At 41.6% G+C, this 17,630-nt stretch carries 11 protein-coding genes; 9 read left to right on the top strand and 2 right to left on the bottom strand.

Annotation, left to right across the window (positions count from 1 at the left end; all coding sequences use genetic code 11):
- The first annotated feature begins 104 nt into the window (after nt 1–104).
- The 9 genes from ilvC (at nt 105) to G626_RS0111315 (ending at nt 15,184) form a co-directional block, all read left to right on the top strand.
- Entirely contained in the window at nt 105–1,583 is a 1,479-nt protein-coding gene (gene ilvC / locus G626_RS0111355) for a ketol-acid reductoisomerase (protein WP_022932907.1), read from the top strand.
- A gap of 264 nt (nt 1,584–1,847) precedes the next feature.
- Nucleotides 1,848–2,855 carry a LacI family DNA-binding transcriptional regulator gene (locus G626_RS0111350; protein WP_022932906.1) on the top strand — a complete coding sequence of 336 codons (1,008 nt, stop codon included), beginning with the start codon at nt 1,848–1,850 and terminating at the stop codon, nt 2,853–2,855.
- Between the two features lie 149 nt (nt 2,856–3,004).
- The gene (locus tag G626_RS0111345; RefSeq protein ID WP_022932905.1) at nt 3,005–5,476 is read left to right on the top strand and encodes a CotH kinase family protein; all 2,472 of its coding nucleotides are present in this window, start codon (nt 3,005–3,007) and stop codon (nt 5,474–5,476) included.
- A gap of 127 nt (nt 5,477–5,603) precedes the next feature.
- Nucleotides 5,604–8,081, top strand: a complete 2,478-nt coding sequence (locus G626_RS0111340) for a GH36-type glycosyl hydrolase domain-containing protein (RefSeq protein WP_022932904.1) — start codon at nt 5,604–5,606, stop codon at nt 8,079–8,081.
- Nucleotides 8,082–8,201: 120 nt separating this feature from the next.
- Nucleotides 8,202–9,752 carry a pallilysin-related adhesin gene (locus tag G626_RS0111335; RefSeq protein WP_022932903.1) on the top strand — a complete coding sequence of 517 codons (1,551 nt, stop codon included), beginning with the start codon at nt 8,202–8,204 and terminating at the stop codon, nt 9,750–9,752.
- Between the two features lie 23 nt (nt 9,753–9,775).
- A complete protein-coding gene (locus tag G626_RS0111330) occupies nt 9,776–11,599 on the top strand; it encodes an alanine--tRNA ligase (RefSeq protein WP_022932902.1) in 1,824 nt (607 codons plus the stop codon).
- A gap of 176 nt (nt 11,600–11,775) precedes the next feature.
- Nucleotides 11,776–12,861: an MOSP complex formation periplasmic protein, TDE1658 family gene (locus G626_RS0111325; protein WP_022932901.1), complete on the top strand. Its 1,086-nt coding sequence runs from the start codon at nt 11,776–11,778 to the stop codon at nt 12,859–12,861.
- Nucleotides 12,862–13,347 carry a transcription antitermination factor NusB gene (nusB, locus tag G626_RS0111320; protein ID WP_022932900.1) on the top strand — a complete coding sequence of 162 codons (486 nt, stop codon included), beginning with the start codon at nt 12,862–12,864 and terminating at the stop codon, nt 13,345–13,347. It begins immediately after the preceding gene.
- Nucleotides 13,328–15,184 (top strand): tetratricopeptide repeat protein, encoded by a 1,857-nt coding sequence (locus tag G626_RS0111315; protein WP_022932899.1) that lies wholly within the window; start codon nt 13,328–13,330, stop codon nt 15,182–15,184. The genes nusB and G626_RS0111315 overlap by 20 nt, the downstream gene beginning before the upstream one ends.
- On the opposite strand, the gene G626_RS0111310 is transcribed toward G626_RS0111315, so the two are convergent.
- Nucleotides 15,174–15,446, bottom strand: a complete 273-nt coding sequence (locus G626_RS0111310) for a co-chaperone GroES (protein WP_022932898.1) — start codon at nt 15,444–15,446, stop codon at nt 15,174–15,176. The genes G626_RS0111315 and G626_RS0111310 overlap by 11 nt on opposite strands.
- 35 nt (nt 15,447–15,481) lie before the next feature.
- Nucleotides 15,482–17,554, bottom strand: coding sequence for a TRAP transporter permease (locus G626_RS0111305; RefSeq protein WP_022932897.1), 2,073 nt, complete (start codon nt 17,552–17,554; stop codon nt 15,482–15,484).
- Nucleotides 17,555–17,630 lie beyond the last annotated feature (76 nt).

Raw genomic sequence — 17,630 nt, 5'->3', positions numbered from 1 at the left:
AAATGTATCGAAACCACCGTCATTTAACCGTCAGTTTACCCTTTACGCAATCTGCTATTTTAATTATACTAAAAATATTAACAATAGATAAAAGAGGCTTCAAAATGGGAAACAACTATTTTAACTCAATTCCATGGAGAGAGGCACGTCTTCAGCTCGGTCACTGCCGCTCTATGGCTAAGGAAGAATTTGCTGACGGAGTAAACGCTCTTAAAGGTAAGAAAATCGTAATCGTAGGTTGCGGTGCTCAGGGATTAAACCAGGGCTTGTGTCTTCGCGATTCTGGATTGGACGTCAGCTACGCACTCCGCGATGCTGCTATTGCAGAAAAACGTCAGTCTTGGAAAAACGCTACAGAAAACGGATTTAAAGTGGGTAACTACGATGAAATGATTCCAACTGCAGACCTCGTAGGAAACCTTACCCCGGATAAGCAGCACACAAAAGTAATCAACGACATAATGGGAAAAATGAAGAAGGGTTCTGCTCTCTGGTACAGCCATGGATTCAATATGATTGAAGAGGGAATGCAGATTCGCCCTGATATCACTGTTGTAATGTGTGCTCCTAAGGGACCAGGTACAGAAGTATGGCATGAATTCCAGCGCGGATTTGGTGTACCGGATCTTATCGCCGTTCACCCTGTAAACGACCCTGAAGGAAAGGGCTGGGCATATGCTAAGGCCCTTGCAGTAGGTATGGGCGGAAGCAAAGCCGGTGTACTCGAGTCTAGCTTTGTTGCAGAAGTTAAATCTGACCTTATGGGTGAGCAGACAATTCTCTGCGGTATGCTCCAGGCCGGTACAATCGTTTGCTACGACAAGATGATTGAAGAAGGTATTTCACCAGAATATGCAACTAAATTCCTTATGCACGGCTGGAACGTTGTAAGCGAAGCCCTCAAATGGGGTGGAATTACAAACATGATGGATCGCCTTTCTAACCCTGCAAAAATCAAGGCAAACGCAATTTCTAAAGAAATCAAAAAGCTCCTTGCTCCACTCTATCAGAAGCACATGGATGATATTATCAGCGGAAAGTTCTCCAGCACAATGATGCAGGACTGGGCTGCCGGTGACAAGGACCTTCTTGCATGGCGTGAAGATACTGGAAAGCTTCCGTTCGAAAAGAATGCTGAATCAAGCGAAGAAATCACAGAACAGGAATACTTTGATAAGGGTATTCTTCTTGTTGCTATGGTTAAGGCTGGCTGTGAGCTCGCATTCGAAACTATGGTTGATGCCGGAATTAAGCCTGAATCAGCTTACTACGAATCACTCCACGAAGTTCCTCTTATTGCAAACCTAATTGACCGCAAACGTCTTTACGAAATGAACCGCGTAATTTCTGATACTGCTGAGTACGGATGTTACCTCTTCAGCCGCGTTGCAGCTCCAATGATGGCAAAAGACCTTATGCCAAAGCTTCACACAGACGTTATTGGTAAGGGACTTGATGTAAAGGACAACGAAGTAAACAACGCAGAGCTCGTAGCAGTTAATGCAGAAATCCGCAACCACCCTATCGAGGTTGTAGGACGCAAACTCCGCGAGTATATGACTGCAATGAAACCTCTTCTGTAGAGCAACATATTTATCGGTGGTTTCGATACGATGCTTTCGCATCACTCAACCACCGATAAGTACAAGGACGGTGGTTGGAGTAGTACGGTGCTAAAGCACCTGTCGTATCGAAACCACCGTTTTTTATTGAGGGTTTATTACAAACCCTCAAAACGGCGAAGTCAAGGCTTTAAGCGTTAGCGTGCCTTGACTCGACGTATTTTAAACACAATTTGTTACGAAAACGTTTGCGTAAAACCGCTAAGTGGGTGTACAATATATGGCATGGTAACGCTAAAAGATATTGCCAGGGAATGTAAGGTCTCCTTTTCTACTGTCAGCAAGGCCTTAAAGGGTAGCCCTGAAATCAGTTTTGAAACAACAGAGTTTATACAGAAAAAAGCGCACGAAATGGGCTATCATCCGAATATTGCAGCCCGCAGTCTGCGCACAAACCGCACTTATGATATTGGTGTAATCTTTGAAGATAAAACCGGCGCGGGTTTTCAGCACCAGTACTTTGCCACAATTATCAGCGGTATTCAAAAGGTAGCCTTCAGCAAGGGCTACGAAATGACCTTCGTAAGCGGCGATTCAACTAAAAACTACGATTATTATTCGCATGCTCTTGCCCGTAATTATGATGGTCTTGCAATTCTTTCTGCAGATTTTAATTCTTCCGGAATCCAGGAGCTTGTAAAAAGCGAAATACCAACTGTTACTCTGGACTGCTTTTACGATATGGAACATTCTGCAGTTATGAGTGATTATACTGCCGGAATCAATGAGCTTCTGGAATATGTAATATCTATGGGTCACAAAAAGATTGCTATGATTCACGGAGAACAAACCTGGGTAACAGAACAGCGTATGGAAGCCTTTAAAAAGGTTTGTGCAGACCATGGAATAAAACTTCCTCCAGAATATTTTGCAGAAGGTCTTTATCATGACCCGGTTACAAGTTCTGCTGCAACAGAGGTTTTTCTTTCATTGCCGGAACCTCCTACCTGTATTTTTTATCCGGATGATTATGCGGCCCTTGGTGGAATCCGCGAATTAAACAGCCGCGGACTTACTCCCGGAAAAGACATAAGTGTAGTAGGTTACGACGGTATTGCCCTTACTTCTATGATGATTCCACCGCTTACAACCTATGAGCAGAACGGTGAAGTAATTGGCCGCACCATGGCCGAGTCTTTGCTTGCAAAAATAGAAAACCCACAATCCTATACCCCAAAAAAGGAAATGGTCAGCGGCCGGCTGATAAAAGGCGGCACGGTCGTTCATCTTTAGCTCCGGTGGTTGAGTAGCTCCGAAGGAGCGTATCGAAACCACAATTTTTTATTCTCTATCCTCAAATTAAGAGTTTCATGTTTAGTTGACAAAGCGGTCGGGGGGGGGTACAATTGTATTGTATTTTTTTTAAAGTTGAGGAAATAAACATGAAAAGTATTTTAAAAATGTTTTTAGTGTCTGGCCTTATTCTTTTTGGCCTGTCTGCATTCACCGCCTGCTCAAGCGATGTAGATGATACAGAACCTGAGGTTCCGGTTTCGGAAGCAAGCGATACTCCGGCTGACTCAGGTTCTGAAAGTGTATCGCAAGTTTTTGGTGAAGAAGCACTTGATTTTACTCAGACAACTATTACTGCTTCGCCTTATACTTACCCTGAAAGCGTAGATCATTCTGTACATCCTGAAGTTGAGTTTACTTCGCCAACTTATATTGTGTCGGAAGCGACAGTTTCGGAATCGGCTGGAGCTTCTGTTATGTCAAGAGATAATATTATAACTGTTACTCCATGTCCAGATGGTCTTCATATTGTGGTTGATTGTAATGCCACAGAAGAATCAAAAGCCTGGGTGCATAATTCATTAAAGATTAAAAATGTAACCGATAATCATGAAGCAATAGAAGTTGGGGTAGGCGTGTTAAATGCTGAAAAGAAAGCAGAACTTACATTTGTATTTACTGAAAGGAATAAAATCTACAAAGTATGGCTTACTCATATGGATGTAAACTGGAATAATTATGGTACAACCGAGGCTAATGCGGTTCAGGCTACCGCCAGGGGTGGTTTGGGAACTGTAAATGCAAAAGCAAGTGATATACGAATAGAAAAAGATTCAAATAATAAGAGAATAATTCGTATGAATAATCTGACTATGACAGCGCCTGAGATTCCTGATTCTCTTAATGTTTATGTTCGTGCAGAAAATGGAACTCGCTGGGCAAACCCTTGTGATAAATGCGAACCTGACTGTTCTTTTGTGTTGGCGAATAATACTAATTTTATTAGGACTTATACTGATTCAAATAATGAGTTAAATACTTTCTTAGCAGGAAAACAGAATTTATTTATCATTCTTTCGTATAAGTTTTCTGATGCTGCTGGTAAAGAATATAAACAGGATATTTATGCAAGCTATGACAAATGGATTTCTGATAGTAAGGAATTTCTTACCATTCCAACTCATGAATTCCCTCTCATCACAATTACATCAACAAATAATGGTGGAACAAATTATTTTGTAACCGAACCAGTTGCCCATCATGTAAAAGATGCGCAGCGTAGCTGGAACGATTTAAGCAATGTTAATACACCAGACCCATGGTACGAAAACTGTTCAATCAGTGTTGACAATGGGGCTTCTATGGCCGGTCAGGTAAAGGTCCGTGGAAACTGGACAACAAACTATGATAAAAAATCTTTAAGAATCAAGTTTGATAGTAAACAGAATCTTTGTGGACTTAATGGCGGAAAAACTTTTAAGAACTGGGTTTTGCTTGCTGTATGGAAGGATGCTTCTTTCTTGCGAGATGCTGTAGCACTTAAGATGTTTAAGGCAATGTTCCCTAACTATTATGCAAGTGACTGCCAGCTTGTAGAAGTTGAAGTAAACGGTGAATATATGGGCGTTTATCTTCTTGCGGAACAGCAGGAAGTAAAATCTGACAGAATTAATATTACTCAAACTGATGATTCTGCGGGAACAGATATTGGTTATCTTATTGAATTTGACAAGTATTATACTTCTGAAGTTGAAAATGAACGCTTTGAAATAAATTATGGCGGAAATATAAAAGATTATTATGGAAGAGTTCTTCAGGATGTACAGAAGGGCTATACCATCAAAAGTGATATTAATACTGCCGAACAGAAGACTTTCATTATGAAATATATGAACCGTCTCTGGAGAATCTGTTACGATGCAGCTTACAATAAAAAGTATTTTAAATTTACAGATAATTTTACACTTGAAGAATACACACCGGCAGGTGCAAATGATGATGAAAAATGTAAGAACTGTATTTCAGAAGTAATTGATATTACTTCTCTTGCAAATATGTATATCTATAATGAACTTGTCTGCGATCCAGATATTTATCTTACAAGCTTCTTTATGACTGCAGATTTTGGAGCAGGTAAAGACCGTAAACTTCGTTTCCAGGCACCATGGGATTTTGACTCTACAATGGGTAATAAAAGATTCTGTACAGATGATACATCTTCAGGAATTTATGTAGGTAAAAATGATATGTTTGCAGGTGCCTGCCAGACAGACGTAAACTGTGAGCACGAAAAAATTCATGCAAATCCTTGGATGGTTATCTTTATTAAGCAGGGCTGGTTCCAGCAGCTTGTTAGGGAGCAGTGGGCAGGTATTAATAGAACTTCTGTTTTGAACACATTAACATCATATATTGATGGTAACTCAACTGATGAATATTCAGCTGTTTATAACTATACACGTGCTAAATGGGGTACTCCAGCCCAAAATGATGAATTGTGTACAGCAAGTAAAACTGCCGCTGCATCTTCTCAGGCAGAGTCTGCAGAATACCTCAAAAACTGGCTCACAGCCCGTTTTTCTGCTGTGAATTCTATAATTACTGGCCTAAGTACAAACTAGATTCAGAATTCATTTGCATAAAAAGCATACATACTGTATACTCGAAGTTACTACAACGTTTTCGCTATTTTAAGGTAAATGTATTATATGCAAAAACGTTTATATCACTCTTACACAGGAGACGCACATGAAGTTCGGACACTTTGATGATGCAAAACGTGAGTATGTAATTGATACTCCACGTACACCTTACCCTTGGATTAACTATCTTGGAACTCAGGGCTTTTTCTCGTTAATTTCAAACACAGCTGGTGGATACAGCTTCTATAAGGATGCCCGCCTTCGCCGTATTACACGTTACCGCTACAACAACGTACCTATTGATATGGGCGGACGTTATTTCTACATCAACGACAACGGTACAATCTGGAACCCTGGCTGGTCTCCTGTAAAGACTGAACTTGATTCTTATGAATGCCGCCACGGTATGGGCTATACTGTAATCACTGGTAAAAAGAACGGCCTTAAAGCTGAAGTTACTTTCTTTGTTCCTCAGGATTATGATGGAGAAGTTCAGCAGGTAGTTTTGACTAACGAAAGTGGTTCAGACAAAACTTTCAAATTCTGGTCATTTGCAGAATGGTGTCTCTGGGATGCTCAGGATGACTGCACAAACTTCCAGAGAAACTTTTCTACCGGTCGTGTAGAAATCAAAGGCTCTACAATCTACCATAAGACAGAATACCGCGACCGCCGCAATCATTTTGCTTTCTATACAGTAAATGACACAATCGACGGCTACGATACAGACCGCGACACTTTCATTGGTCTTTATAACGGCTTCAACAATCCTCAGCAGGTTCTCGACGGAAAGTGCGGAAACTCTCTCGCAGATGGCTGGTCTCCAATTGCTTCTCACTACAAGGAAATTACCCTCAAGGCTGGCGAATCAAAAACTCTCGTATTCATCCTTGGTTATGTAGAAATGCCAGTGGACAAAAAGTTCGAGGCAGACGGCAAGACAATCAACAAAGAAAAAGCACTTGCCATGATGGAAAAATACAATACACCGGAAAAGTTTGCCGCAGGTATGGCTGAGCTCCGCGCTTACTGGGATAAGCTCCTCGGCATCCTCAACGTAAATACTCCGGAAGACAAAGTAAACCGCATGGTAAACATCTGGAACCAGTATCAGTGTATGGTTACCTTCAACCTTTCACGTTCTGCATCTTACTTCGAGAGCGGAATTGGACGAGGTATGGGCTTCCGCGATTCTAACCAGGATATTCTCGGTTTCGTACATCAGATTCCAGACCGTGCCCGCGAGCGCCTTATCGACATTGCTTCTACTCAGCTTCCGGACGGCGGCTGTTATCATCAGTATCAGCCGCTTACAAAGAAGGGTAATGCAGACATCGGTGGAGACTTCTCTGATGACCCACTCTGGATGATTCTTTCTGTATCAGCTTATATCAAGGAAACAGGCGACTGGTCAATTCTCGACGCAAAGGTTCCTTACGATAATGATGAGTCAAAAGCAAAATCAATGCTCGACCACCTTACAGTAAGCTTCTACCACATTGTAAATAATCTTGGTCCACACGGACTTCCACTTGCAATGCGTGCAGACTGGAACGACTGTATCAACCTTTCATGCTTCTCTGACACACCGGGCGAAAGCTTCCAGACTTATACAAACCCTAAGTTCAAGGCAGAAGGCGGCTACTCAAAGGTTGCAGAATCTGTATTCGTTGCGGCCCTCTTTACTTATGTTGGACCAAACTTTGTTGGCATCCTAAATCATCTTGGAATGAAGGACGAGGCCGCAAAGGCTCAGGCAGAAATTGACAAGATGAAGAAAGCCATGATGGATTCTGCATGGGACGGAAACTGGTTTATGCGTGCTTATGATGCCTACGGCAAGAAGATGGGGTCTCACGAATGCGAAGAAGGACAGATCTTTATTGAGCCACAGGGCTTTGCAATCATGTCTGATATTGATAAGGACGCAACAAAGAAGACCCTTGCCGCAATCGATGAGAGACTTAATACAAAGCACGGACTCGTTCTCAACAATCCTGCCTTCAGCAAGTACTATGTTGAATATGGTGAAATCTCAACATATCCGGGCGGATACAAAGAGAACGCTGGTATCTTCACTCATAACAATGCATGGATTATCTGTGCAGCAGCTTATGCAGGAGAAGGTAACCAGGCATTTAAATATTACTCAGAAATCGCACCTGCATTTACAGAAGAAACTTCTGATATCCACAAGACAGAGCCATATGTATATGGCCAGATGATTGGTGGTAAAGATGCAGGTTCGGATATTGGACAAACAGGTAAAAACTTTGGTCAGGGAAAGAACTCATGGCTTACAGGTACCGCTGCATGGAACATGGTTGCAATCAGCCAGTACATTCTCGGTATTCAGCCAGACTTTGACGGTCTCAAGGTTGATCCTTCAATTCCATCAAGCTGGGACGGATTTACAGCTACCCGACTCTTCCGCGGTGCAAAGTACAACATCACAATCAAAAACCCGAGCCACGTTTGCAAGGGCGTAAAGAGCATGATAGTTGACGGTGCTGCAGTAGAAGGCTGTGTAGTTCCATACGTTGAAGGAAAGAAGGAAGTAAACGTAGAGATTACCCTCGGCTAAATTGCCACGGCGCCTGCCGGCGCCTCGCAATGACGAACAAAACAACCTGACCTCGGCTAACCCCGGGGTCTTTTTTTTATCCCTTGAGAAAATCTACATTTCCTAATATATTTATAAAATATGAAGTCAAAAACAGTACCGGTTTTATTTGTGCTTGCAGCCGCTTTAATTGCGGGCGTATTCTTTATTTCAAAAAAAGTACTTGTAAAGGAAGATAAATCTTCTACCAGAGCAAGAATTGTAACGCCGAAATCTGCAGGAACGGCCAGCTCAGAAACCGAAAGTACTGCTTCTTCAATAGAGTCAGAAAAATACGAAACCTTTGTCCCTCTTTATTCAGGTGAAACTTTAATTTCAACTCTTACAATTGATATTAATAACGACGGTTATGATGATGAAGTAATTATTGTTCGTAAGGCCAACTCTCAGAATCTTTGGGTGGTTGCAGCTCTCATAGATTCTGAATCGGGACTTTATGAACGTCTTACTCCTATAGAAACTCAGTTTACCCGTACCAGAACCTTCTCTTATATGGGAATGGATGTAACCGGTGAACATAAAAATGCCCTTGTTTATCAGGGTGTTGCTGATGACGGAAATTATGTAATGGAAATTTACCTGTGTGTAGAAGAACATGGCCGCAGCGAGCTTCGTAATATCGGAGACTTTTCATGTGACGGAACAGTTTTCATTCAGCAGACAGAGCGTTCAGAATCTTATGCTCTTGCAATGTCAAAGGGAGAAAGTTTTTCTGTCTGGGTTTATAAATCGGATGTGCAGAAAGAAGGCGAAACAAGTGCTCAAAATCAGATTCAACAGGAATATAAATGGAATCCGGCAAGTCAGAAATATGAGCTTGCCCATGAAATTAATGTAACGGCTGGCCGTCTTGCAGCAACAGAACTTTCCCGCATTCAGGATGGAACAGTAGAAACCTTTGCCGCCTTCCTTGACGGCCTCTGGTACAAAACATCAAATACAGATGGAAACATCCGTTATATGTATTTTAATTATCCTGAAAACGAAATTATTCAGCTTTACAAAGATACTCAGGAAGTTTATGAATGGGAAGACAGTAAACTGCGCCATAACGGTATTTATCTTACTGCGGTAAATGCTGATATTATGAACCTTCACCGTCGTTTTGATATTGCCCTTGTAAATACAGATGAAATCAAGATTACCCTTCGTGATGATATCAACCTGATAATCAGTGAAAATACACAGTGGGACGGCAATTACAAAAAGATGTCTTTGCAGAATACTTTTGGAGAATCCTCTGTGGCAGGCGATAAGAACCTCTATTCAAAAGAACTTAAAAAGGGAGATGTCTGGAAAACTGCGGATGCAGCCCTTGCCCTGAGTTTTGGAGATTTTACATATTCTCTCTTAAACGGAGGCCTTACTGAAAACGGAGTTTATTCTGTTGATAAAATCGGAAGCTTTAATGTAATACAGTTCCGTTCAGATTCAGAAAACTCTATTCTGGCCGAAGCTTACTCAATGGAATTTGGAACAAAAGTAATCACCGAAACAGTAAAAAGAAAAACTGTGGAAAGAGTTGTAACAGATTATAACAACATCACATTCACTCCGGTAAAAATAACCTCTACAGACTGTTTCGCCGTTGAAGGTAAATCCTATGTTTTAACACGTGATGACACAATATAGAAAAATCGTTATAATACAAGTTTATGAACGCAAATGAACTCCGCTCAAAATATATTGAGTTTTTTAAAAGTAAAAATCATGTTGAAATTTCGGGTCAGTCATTAATTCCTGAAAACGACCCGTCTGTTTTGTTTACAATGGCGGGTATGCACCCTCTCGTTCCTTATCTTCTTGGTGAAAAGCACCCGGCCGGAACCCGTCTTACAGACTATCAGAAGTGTATCCGTACAGGCGATATTGAAGAAGTTGGTGACCCATCTCACCTTACATGTTTCGAAATGCTTGGAAACTGGTCTCTCGGCGATTACTTCAAAAAAGAATCAATCGCATATTCTTATGAATTCCTTACAAGCAAGGATTGGCTTGCCCTTGATCCTAAAAAGATTTCTGTAACTGTATTTGCAGGTGACGAAAATGCTCCTCGCGACGAAGAAGCTGCAGGCTACTGGAAAGAAAACGGTATGCCAGAGGATAAGATTGCTTACCTCCCAGCCAGCGATAACTGGTGGGCAGCAGGTCCAACAGGTCCTTGTGGTCCTGATACAGAAATTTTCTACTGGGTAGGCGAGGGGCTTCCACCAGTAGGCAGCAACAAAGGCACAGACAGCGCTAACTGGATGGAAATCTGGAATAACGTATTCATGCAGTACAACCGCGTTGACGAAAAGACTCTTCTTCCACTGGAAAAGAAGAACGTTGATACAGGTATGGGACTTGAACGTACAAACTGTATCCTTCAGGGAAAAACATCAGTTTACCTTACAGAAGTTTTCCAGCCAATCATTAAGACAATTGAGCAGCTTTCGGGCTATAAATATGGTACAGACGAAGAAAAAGATAAGTCAGTCCGCATTATTGCAGACCACACACGTTCTTCTGTATTCATTTTGGGTGACCAGAGAGGTGTTACTCCTGACCGCGTAGGTGCAGGTTACGTTCTCCGCCGCCTTATCCGTCGTGCAGTTCGCCACGGAATGAAGCTTGGAATCGAAAAGGACTTTATGTCTGAGGTTGCAGCAACTGTAATCGAAAACTTCAAGGGACCATACCCAGAGCTCGAAGCTAACCGCGAAAAGGTTTACAAGGAGCTTACTGCAGAGGAAGCAAAGTTCCGCCAGACTCTCAAGAAGGGTGAGGCTGAATTCCAGAAGCTTCTTCCAAATCTTATGAAGAATCCTAAAAAGATTATCAGCGGTAAGGTTGCTTATAATCTTTACGAAACATATGGATACCCTCTTGAGCTTACTCAGGAGCTTGGTGCTGAAAACGGCTTTACAGTAGACGTTGAAGGCTTTAAGGAAGCTGAACGCAAGCATCAGGAAGCTTCAAAGACAGTAGACGCAGGTGCCGCTAAGGGTGGTCTTGCTGAACAGTCAGAAATCACAACAAAATATCACACTGCAACACACCTTTTGCAGCAGGCTCTGGTAAACGTTCTCGGTGATCAGGTTGCTCAGAAAGGTTCAAATATCAACAACGAGCGTATGCGTTTTGACTTCACTTTCGAACGTCCTATGACTAAGGAAGAAATTCAGAAGGTTGAAGACATCGTAAACGAAAAAATCAAGGAAGACTTGCCTGTTACAATGGAAGTTATGCCACTTGATAAGGCTAAGGCAGAAGGTGCCCGCGCTCTCTTTACAAACAAGTATGGTGAGGACGTTAAGGTTTACACAATCGGCCGCGACGTTCACAACGACTGGTTCAGTAAGGAAGTTTGTGGCGGACCTCACGTTCAGCACACAGCACAGATCGGTGACTTCAAGATTCAGAAGGAACAGTCAAGCTCAGCCGGTGTACGCCGTATCCGTGCGGTAATTTCTGGTGGACTTCCATTGGATAAATAGGACCTTCCGATAACCGGTGGTTTCGATATACGCCTTACGGCGCACTCAACCACCGTCACCTTGCAGCCGGTGGTTGAGTAGACCGAAGGTCGTATCGAAACCACATGTAACCAAGTACTATCTTCTTGGTTAACATATATGGACAAAACTGAAACTAAATAATAAAGGATTATAAAATGAAAAAGATTTTTGCAGTTCTTTCAATCTTAATGTTTACGACATTTGCAGTTTTTGCGCAGGCAGATTTACAGCCTCTTGCAATCGTAAAACTTAATAAGAATGAATCTATCACTCTTAAGCAGCTTAAAATCCGCTGTAGTGCCTATGAAAAACAGATAGGTCGTTCTCTCACAGTAGAAGAAAGAAAACAGGTTCTCGATACAATGATTGAAGAAAACCTTATGGTTCAGTCTGCAGTAAAAGCAGGACTTAGCGTACCAGATTCTTCTGTAGATCAGTACTTTACTCAGTCTATGAGCCAGTCTCTCGGTGTAAATGTAACAGAAAAAGAACTGGATGAACTTCTTAAAAAACAGCAGGGTAAATCACTTGATGAAGTTCTTCTCGAACAGACAGGAATGAACAGAGCTGATTATAAAAAGCACCTTAAAAATGTACTTTTGATGCAGCAGTATGTAATTCAGAAAAATCAGGCAGAAATTCAGAAGGTTGCTGCAACAGATGAAGAAATCAGAATGGCTTATGAAAGCAATAAATCTTCATTTGTATGGAACGACATGGTTAAGATTCTTCTTGTAATTGTAAAGAAGGGATCTGATGCAGATGCTGCAAGATTAAAGTGTAATGACATTTTGAATAAATATAATGATAAAAAGCTTACTGCAGAGCAGGTAGTTGTTCAGTCTCAGGCTGAAAATTCAGGTTATCAGGCAGGACAGATGGTTCTGCCAAAGAACGAAGCAGCTGCAACTGGTATCGGTATGTCTCTCCAGAACTTTATATATGTATTTACTCAGGGCGAAGGCTTTACTTCTGATCTTTCAGAAACAGCAGAAGATTTCAGATTCATAAGTGTTCTTAAGAAATATGATGCAAAAATGCTGGGAATTGGTGATCTGGTTCAGCCTGAAACAACTGTAACAGTATATGATTATATTCGTGCAAATCTTACTCAGCAGAAACAGCAGATTTACATGAATAACGCAGCTTCTACACTTGCAAAAGAGCTTCATACAGCAGAAAATGTAGATATGAAGAAAACTGGTGATGCCTTGAATAAGCTGCTGGATTGGGGGAACTAAGTGTCCAGAAGAAATGGTAGAGTAATTGCTTTTCAGGCCCTGTATTCATGGGATGTAACAAAGGCTTCTTTAGATGATCTTCTGACTTTTGAATGGCTTCAGAAAGATACTGAAGTAGGAAGTGCCGATCAGGTGGCAGCGCAGAATGAACAGAATGAGCAGTTGTTTGCTCTTTCTGAAACTTCAAAAGAAGAGCGCACTTTTGCAAGTCTGATAATTGCAGGAACAATCAGTCATATTGATGAAATAGATAAACTTATTGAAAATCATCTTTCTGCTTCCTGGAGTATGGAGCGTATTAGCCGTGTTGCACTTGCAATTTTGCGTACCAGCGTTTATGAGCTTTTGTTCCAGAACGGTGCTGATGCAAAGGTTGTTATTGACGAGGCAGTTAATATAGCTAAAGACTTTGATACCGATGATTCCTATAAGTTTATTAATGCCGTGCTTGATAAAATAGGAAAAGATGAAGCTAAGAGAGCTTAAAAGTTTTTTTGCGACATTCCTTTTATTTTCTTTGATTTTGTTCTGCTTTTCAGCCTGCCGCTTGAGGGCAGAACAAAACTCGTTAACAAGCCAGTTTGATGTAATTGATGCCCTCGTAATGCAAAATCAGATGCAGTCGGCCTTAAAGGAACTTAAGAAGGTCGAAAAGCGTGCTTATGATTCCTGGTCTTATATTGGAATTTATAAAAGATATATAACTCTTGGCGAGTCTGAGCGGGCTGAAAAGCTGATTAAAAAAGCATTAAAGAAAAACAGCAGCAATGTTGAACTTCTGGCAATTTACACTCAGTTCTTGCTAAGAGCCAATCGTCTTAGCGAAGCAGGTAAGTGGGCCGCTAAACTCCGTGGTACCAAATATGCTTCATTTTATTCTGAATATATTTTGAGGGATTCTGCAGAAAAAGCAGCCGCTTCTGAAAATGCCTTTGCTTTTTATACTGACGAAAGTTATTATCAGATTTTCCTGGATGCTTATGCAGCTTCTAAAAATCCTGTATGGCTGAGAAACTGTGCGGTCTTTAATCTCATAAATGGTAATTATGACCTTGCGGCAGCTCTTTATCCGGCAGCCTTTCTGGATGCAGATGATGCCTTTTTCTGGGCAACTGTATGCTACGATGCAGGTCAGTTTTATGATTCAATTGAAGCTGTTGAAAGTTCCCGTCATCTTATGACTGGTTATCAGAATACTGTAAGCTTTAAGACTTCTGCCATTCAGCTTGCGGCTCTTGAGTCAGATTCTTATATGGCAGTTTCAGAAATGGAAGCGGCAGAAAATGCCCGCCGTGGAATTGTTTTAAATCTTGATGAGCTTAAGGTTCGTAAAAGCGACGAAGAATTGCTTTCAAATATAGTTCTAAACAGTGCTAAGTGGGCAGAAAATCAGGGGCTTGATGAACAGAATGCAGACCTGCTTTTTTATGCTGTAAACCGCTGGCCGGACAATGTACCTGCTTTAATTTTATATGCCGACTTTGCCTACCGTTCAAATCTTGAAAGAGAAGAAGATGCAGAAATTGCAGCTTTGCGTAAGGCCGGCATTTCAACTCTGGAAATGGAACGTTATGACAACCGCCGTAAAATTCCTATGAGTGATGCACTTTACAGAATTGATGAAGCTTTGCGACGTACAAATGCTCCTTATCTTCATATTGCAAAACTGGATTTAAAATATAAAACAGATACTTCTATATCTGAAAAAGATAAAAACCGCGACCTCTGGAATATGCTGGAAAACAGTTTTGACGAAGATGGTGAATATAAGGGCCTCCTTGTTCAGTATGCCCTTAATTTCCTTTTGAATACAAAGCAGTACGAAGATGCCTGGAAACTCTTTTACAGCTATGTAACAAGCATAAGTGATTATGATGCTAAGAGAGAGTTCTGGGAACAGTTTATTGAAAAAGCCCGTGTATACAATCTCCCATTTGTAGAGTTTGGAGCCTGGTTTGCTGCAGACCAGAAGCTGGCAGACGAAGCATTAAGGCTTCATGAATACTGTGTATATGAAAGTTCCGGATTACGTGAAGAAGGCTTTATTTCTCAAAGGGCTTCAACCGCTGTCTGCCTAAATCTTGGTAATATTTATGTGTCTCTTGGAAAAAAGGCCAGGGCTTTAGATTTATATGGAAGAGCTGCAGGACGCGAAAGCAGCAATGCAAAGCGTTCCGAAATATTTTACAGAATTGCCTGTATTTATGCCGGCGACGGAGACATAAAAAATGCCCTCCGTTCTGCAGAATACGCATCTTCTTTGTATCCTGACAACGCAAGGGCATCTATCTTAAAAGATAAATTAAGACTGACTATTCAATAACAGCAATGATGTCACTCATGCGGAGAATGAGGTGATCTTCACCGTCAATCTTTACCTGAGTTCCGGCATATTTGTCGTACATAATTCTGTCGCCTTTCTTTACTGTGATTTTGTTTTCATCAGTTCCAGGTCCAACTTCAACAACTACTGCTGTCTGAGTTTTTTCCTGAGCAGCTTCTGGAATAATGAGTCCGCTTGCTGTCTTTGTTTCTGCCTTGTCGTTCTTAACAAGAACACGGTCTGCTAAAGGTTTAATTTTCATAATTCTTTTTACCTCTTATATATAAAATAATAATATTATTGTTTCTTCGTCAATAAAATTCGTTTTACTACAATCTGATAAGCAATCAGAACTGCCATCATGCTCAGGCCAATGATGTCGCTGCGTGTTTCCGGAATTACACAAAGAAGACCTGCAGTAGCAAAGAGAACTCTTTCAATTACATCGAATGTAATTATAAGACCTTTGGACTTGTTGCTTCCATGAAGAATACCTGTAAAATTAAAACCATAACCTTCCAGGGCAACGCTTATACCAAACATACCAATTAAGGCAGTCGCGATAATAAAGAGAATACGACCAATGGAAGCATCAATCATAAGCATCTGCGAGTTGTAAACAAACATATATGGAATGATAAAGGCTCCGATCGCAAGCTTTGTTGCATTAAAGGCTGTTTTCATCGGCCTTGCTTTTGCTATGGCGGCGCCGGCAATGGCTGCAAGGGCAACTGGAGGTGTTACATCGGCAATAATACCAAAGTAGAAGGCAAACATATGAGCAGCAAGAGGCTGTACGCCAAGCTGAATAATTGCACCTGCGGTAATTGTAGAAGTAATCAGATAGTTTGCAGTTGTAGGTGCACCCATACCAAGAATGATTGAAGCGAGCATTGTAAATACCAGGGTAAGGAAGAGTTTTCCGCCTGCCAGTGAAACAAGGCCTGCACCAAGCTTAAGGCCAAGTCCTGTAAGGGTTACTACACCGATAATAATTCCGGCCATACCACAGGCAATTGCTACACTGATTATATTGCGGGCTGCGGCACACATTACATCAATAAGGTCTCGTGAACCAAAGGTTGGCTTACGGCCTTTTGCAAGGTCTACGATAGAAACTGCAATTCCAATCAGAAGGCAGGAAACGATTCCCATAAGGGCTGCAAATACTGCTGTTTTACCTGCGCAAAGGAAGTAAATAATTACAATCAGAGGCAGAATCATATAACCCTTGCTGAGGAAAAGAGGAAGGAAGCGTGGCAGCTGTTCGCGGGGAAGTCCCTTAAGACCAAGCTTTTTTGCTTCCAGGTGAACTGTAATAAAGATTCCTGTAAAATAAAGCAGAGCCGGAATTACAGCTGCCTTCACGATTGTAATGTAAGGCATGCCAAGGCTTTCTGCCATAAGGAAGGCTGCTGCACCCATAATTGGAGGCATAAGCTGTCCTCCGGTTGAGGCAGAAGCTTCTACGGCACCAGCAAACTCAGCCTTATAACCAAGCTTTTTCATCATAGGAATTGTGAAGCTTCCTGAGCCTACTGTGTTTGAAACTGATGAGCCGGAAACTGTTCCCAGCAGTGCAGAAGAAAGAACTGCAACCTTGGCAGGTCCTCCGCTTGCACCACCGGCAATTGCGTTACATACATCAATAAAGAACTGTCCGATTCCTGTTTTTTCAAGCAGGGCGCCGAAAAGAATAAAGAGGAAGATAAAGGTTGAACAGGCTCCTATTGGAGTTCCCATAATTCCTTCTGTGTTGTAGAAAAGGTGGCATACTACGCGCTGAAGTGAATAGCCTCTGTGATGTAAAAAGCCCGGCAGGTATTTGCCGACAAAGGCGTAGATTACAAAAACTGAAGCAATAGTCATGATAGGAAGGCCTACAATACGGCGGCAGCTTTCAAAAAGAATCAGAATTCCTATGATTCCTATTACAACATCGAGTGTGGTATTATTTCCCGAGCGGCGAACCAGATTCTGGAAGTTGATTACGATATACATCCAGCAGCCGGCACCGGCAAGGCCCAGTAAAACGTCGTAGAAAGGAAGTGTGTTACGGGGCATCTTTTTTGTTGCAGGGAAGAGGAGGAAAGCCAGGAATTGAACAAAAGCAAGGTGTGTAGCACGCAGTATCTGAGCAGTAACTGTTCCTGAAAGTGTTGCGTATAACTGGAAAAGAACAAAAATAATAGAAATAATTACTGTTATGTATTGTCTCCAGCATTTATGTTCACGATAAGCCTGTTCTCTGTCCAGGTCTTTCATGAGATTTTTCATTTCATCTTCGTTGGAAGTTGGTAAAATGTTGTCAATAGCGCTGTTCTTGATTTCAGTAGATTCCAGCATTTCGTCTGTTGGGTCTTTGTCCATGAGGAGCCTCCTTTTTTATATTGTCATTGCTAAGCAGTCCTGCATTTCATTACAAGGCGAACCTGTACGTCATTGC

Source organism: Treponema bryantii NK4A124 (assembly GCF_000421345.1).
GTDB lineage: Bacteria > Spirochaetota > Spirochaetia > Treponematales > Treponemataceae > Treponema_D > Treponema_D bryantii_B.
Note: the sequence above shows the minus strand (reverse complement) of the source record. Positions and strands in the feature narration are given on the sequence as shown.

Coding starts and splice junctions, on each gene's coding strand:
- G626_RS0111335 (WP_022932903.1), top strand. CDS start 8,202: ATGAAGTCAAAAACAGTACCGGTTTTATTTGTGCTTGCAGCCGCTTTA.
- ilvC (WP_022932907.1), top strand. CDS start 105: ATGGGAAACAACTATTTTAACTCAATTCCATGGAGAGAGGCACGTCTT.
- G626_RS0111305 (WP_022932897.1), bottom strand. CDS start 17,554: ATGGACAAAGACCCAACAGACGAAATGCTGGAATCTACTGAAATCAAG.
- G626_RS0111330 (WP_022932902.1), top strand. CDS start 9,776: ATGAACGCAAATGAACTCCGCTCAAAATATATTGAGTTTTTTAAAAGT.
- G626_RS0111315 (WP_022932899.1), top strand. CDS start 13,328: ATGAAGCTAAGAGAGCTTAAAAGTTTTTTTGCGACATTCCTTTTATTT.
- G626_RS0111325 (WP_022932901.1), top strand. CDS start 11,776: ATGAAAAAGATTTTTGCAGTTCTTTCAATCTTAATGTTTACGACATTT.
- G626_RS0111340 (WP_022932904.1), top strand. CDS start 5,604: ATGAAGTTCGGACACTTTGATGATGCAAAACGTGAGTATGTAATTGAT.
- G626_RS0111310 (WP_022932898.1), bottom strand. CDS start 15,446: ATGAAAATTAAACCTTTAGCAGACCGTGTTCTTGTTAAGAACGACAAG.
- G626_RS0111345 (WP_022932905.1), top strand. CDS start 3,005: ATGAAAAGTATTTTAAAAATGTTTTTAGTGTCTGGCCTTATTCTTTTT.
- G626_RS0111350 (WP_022932906.1), top strand. CDS start 1,848: ATGGTAACGCTAAAAGATATTGCCAGGGAATGTAAGGTCTCCTTTTCT.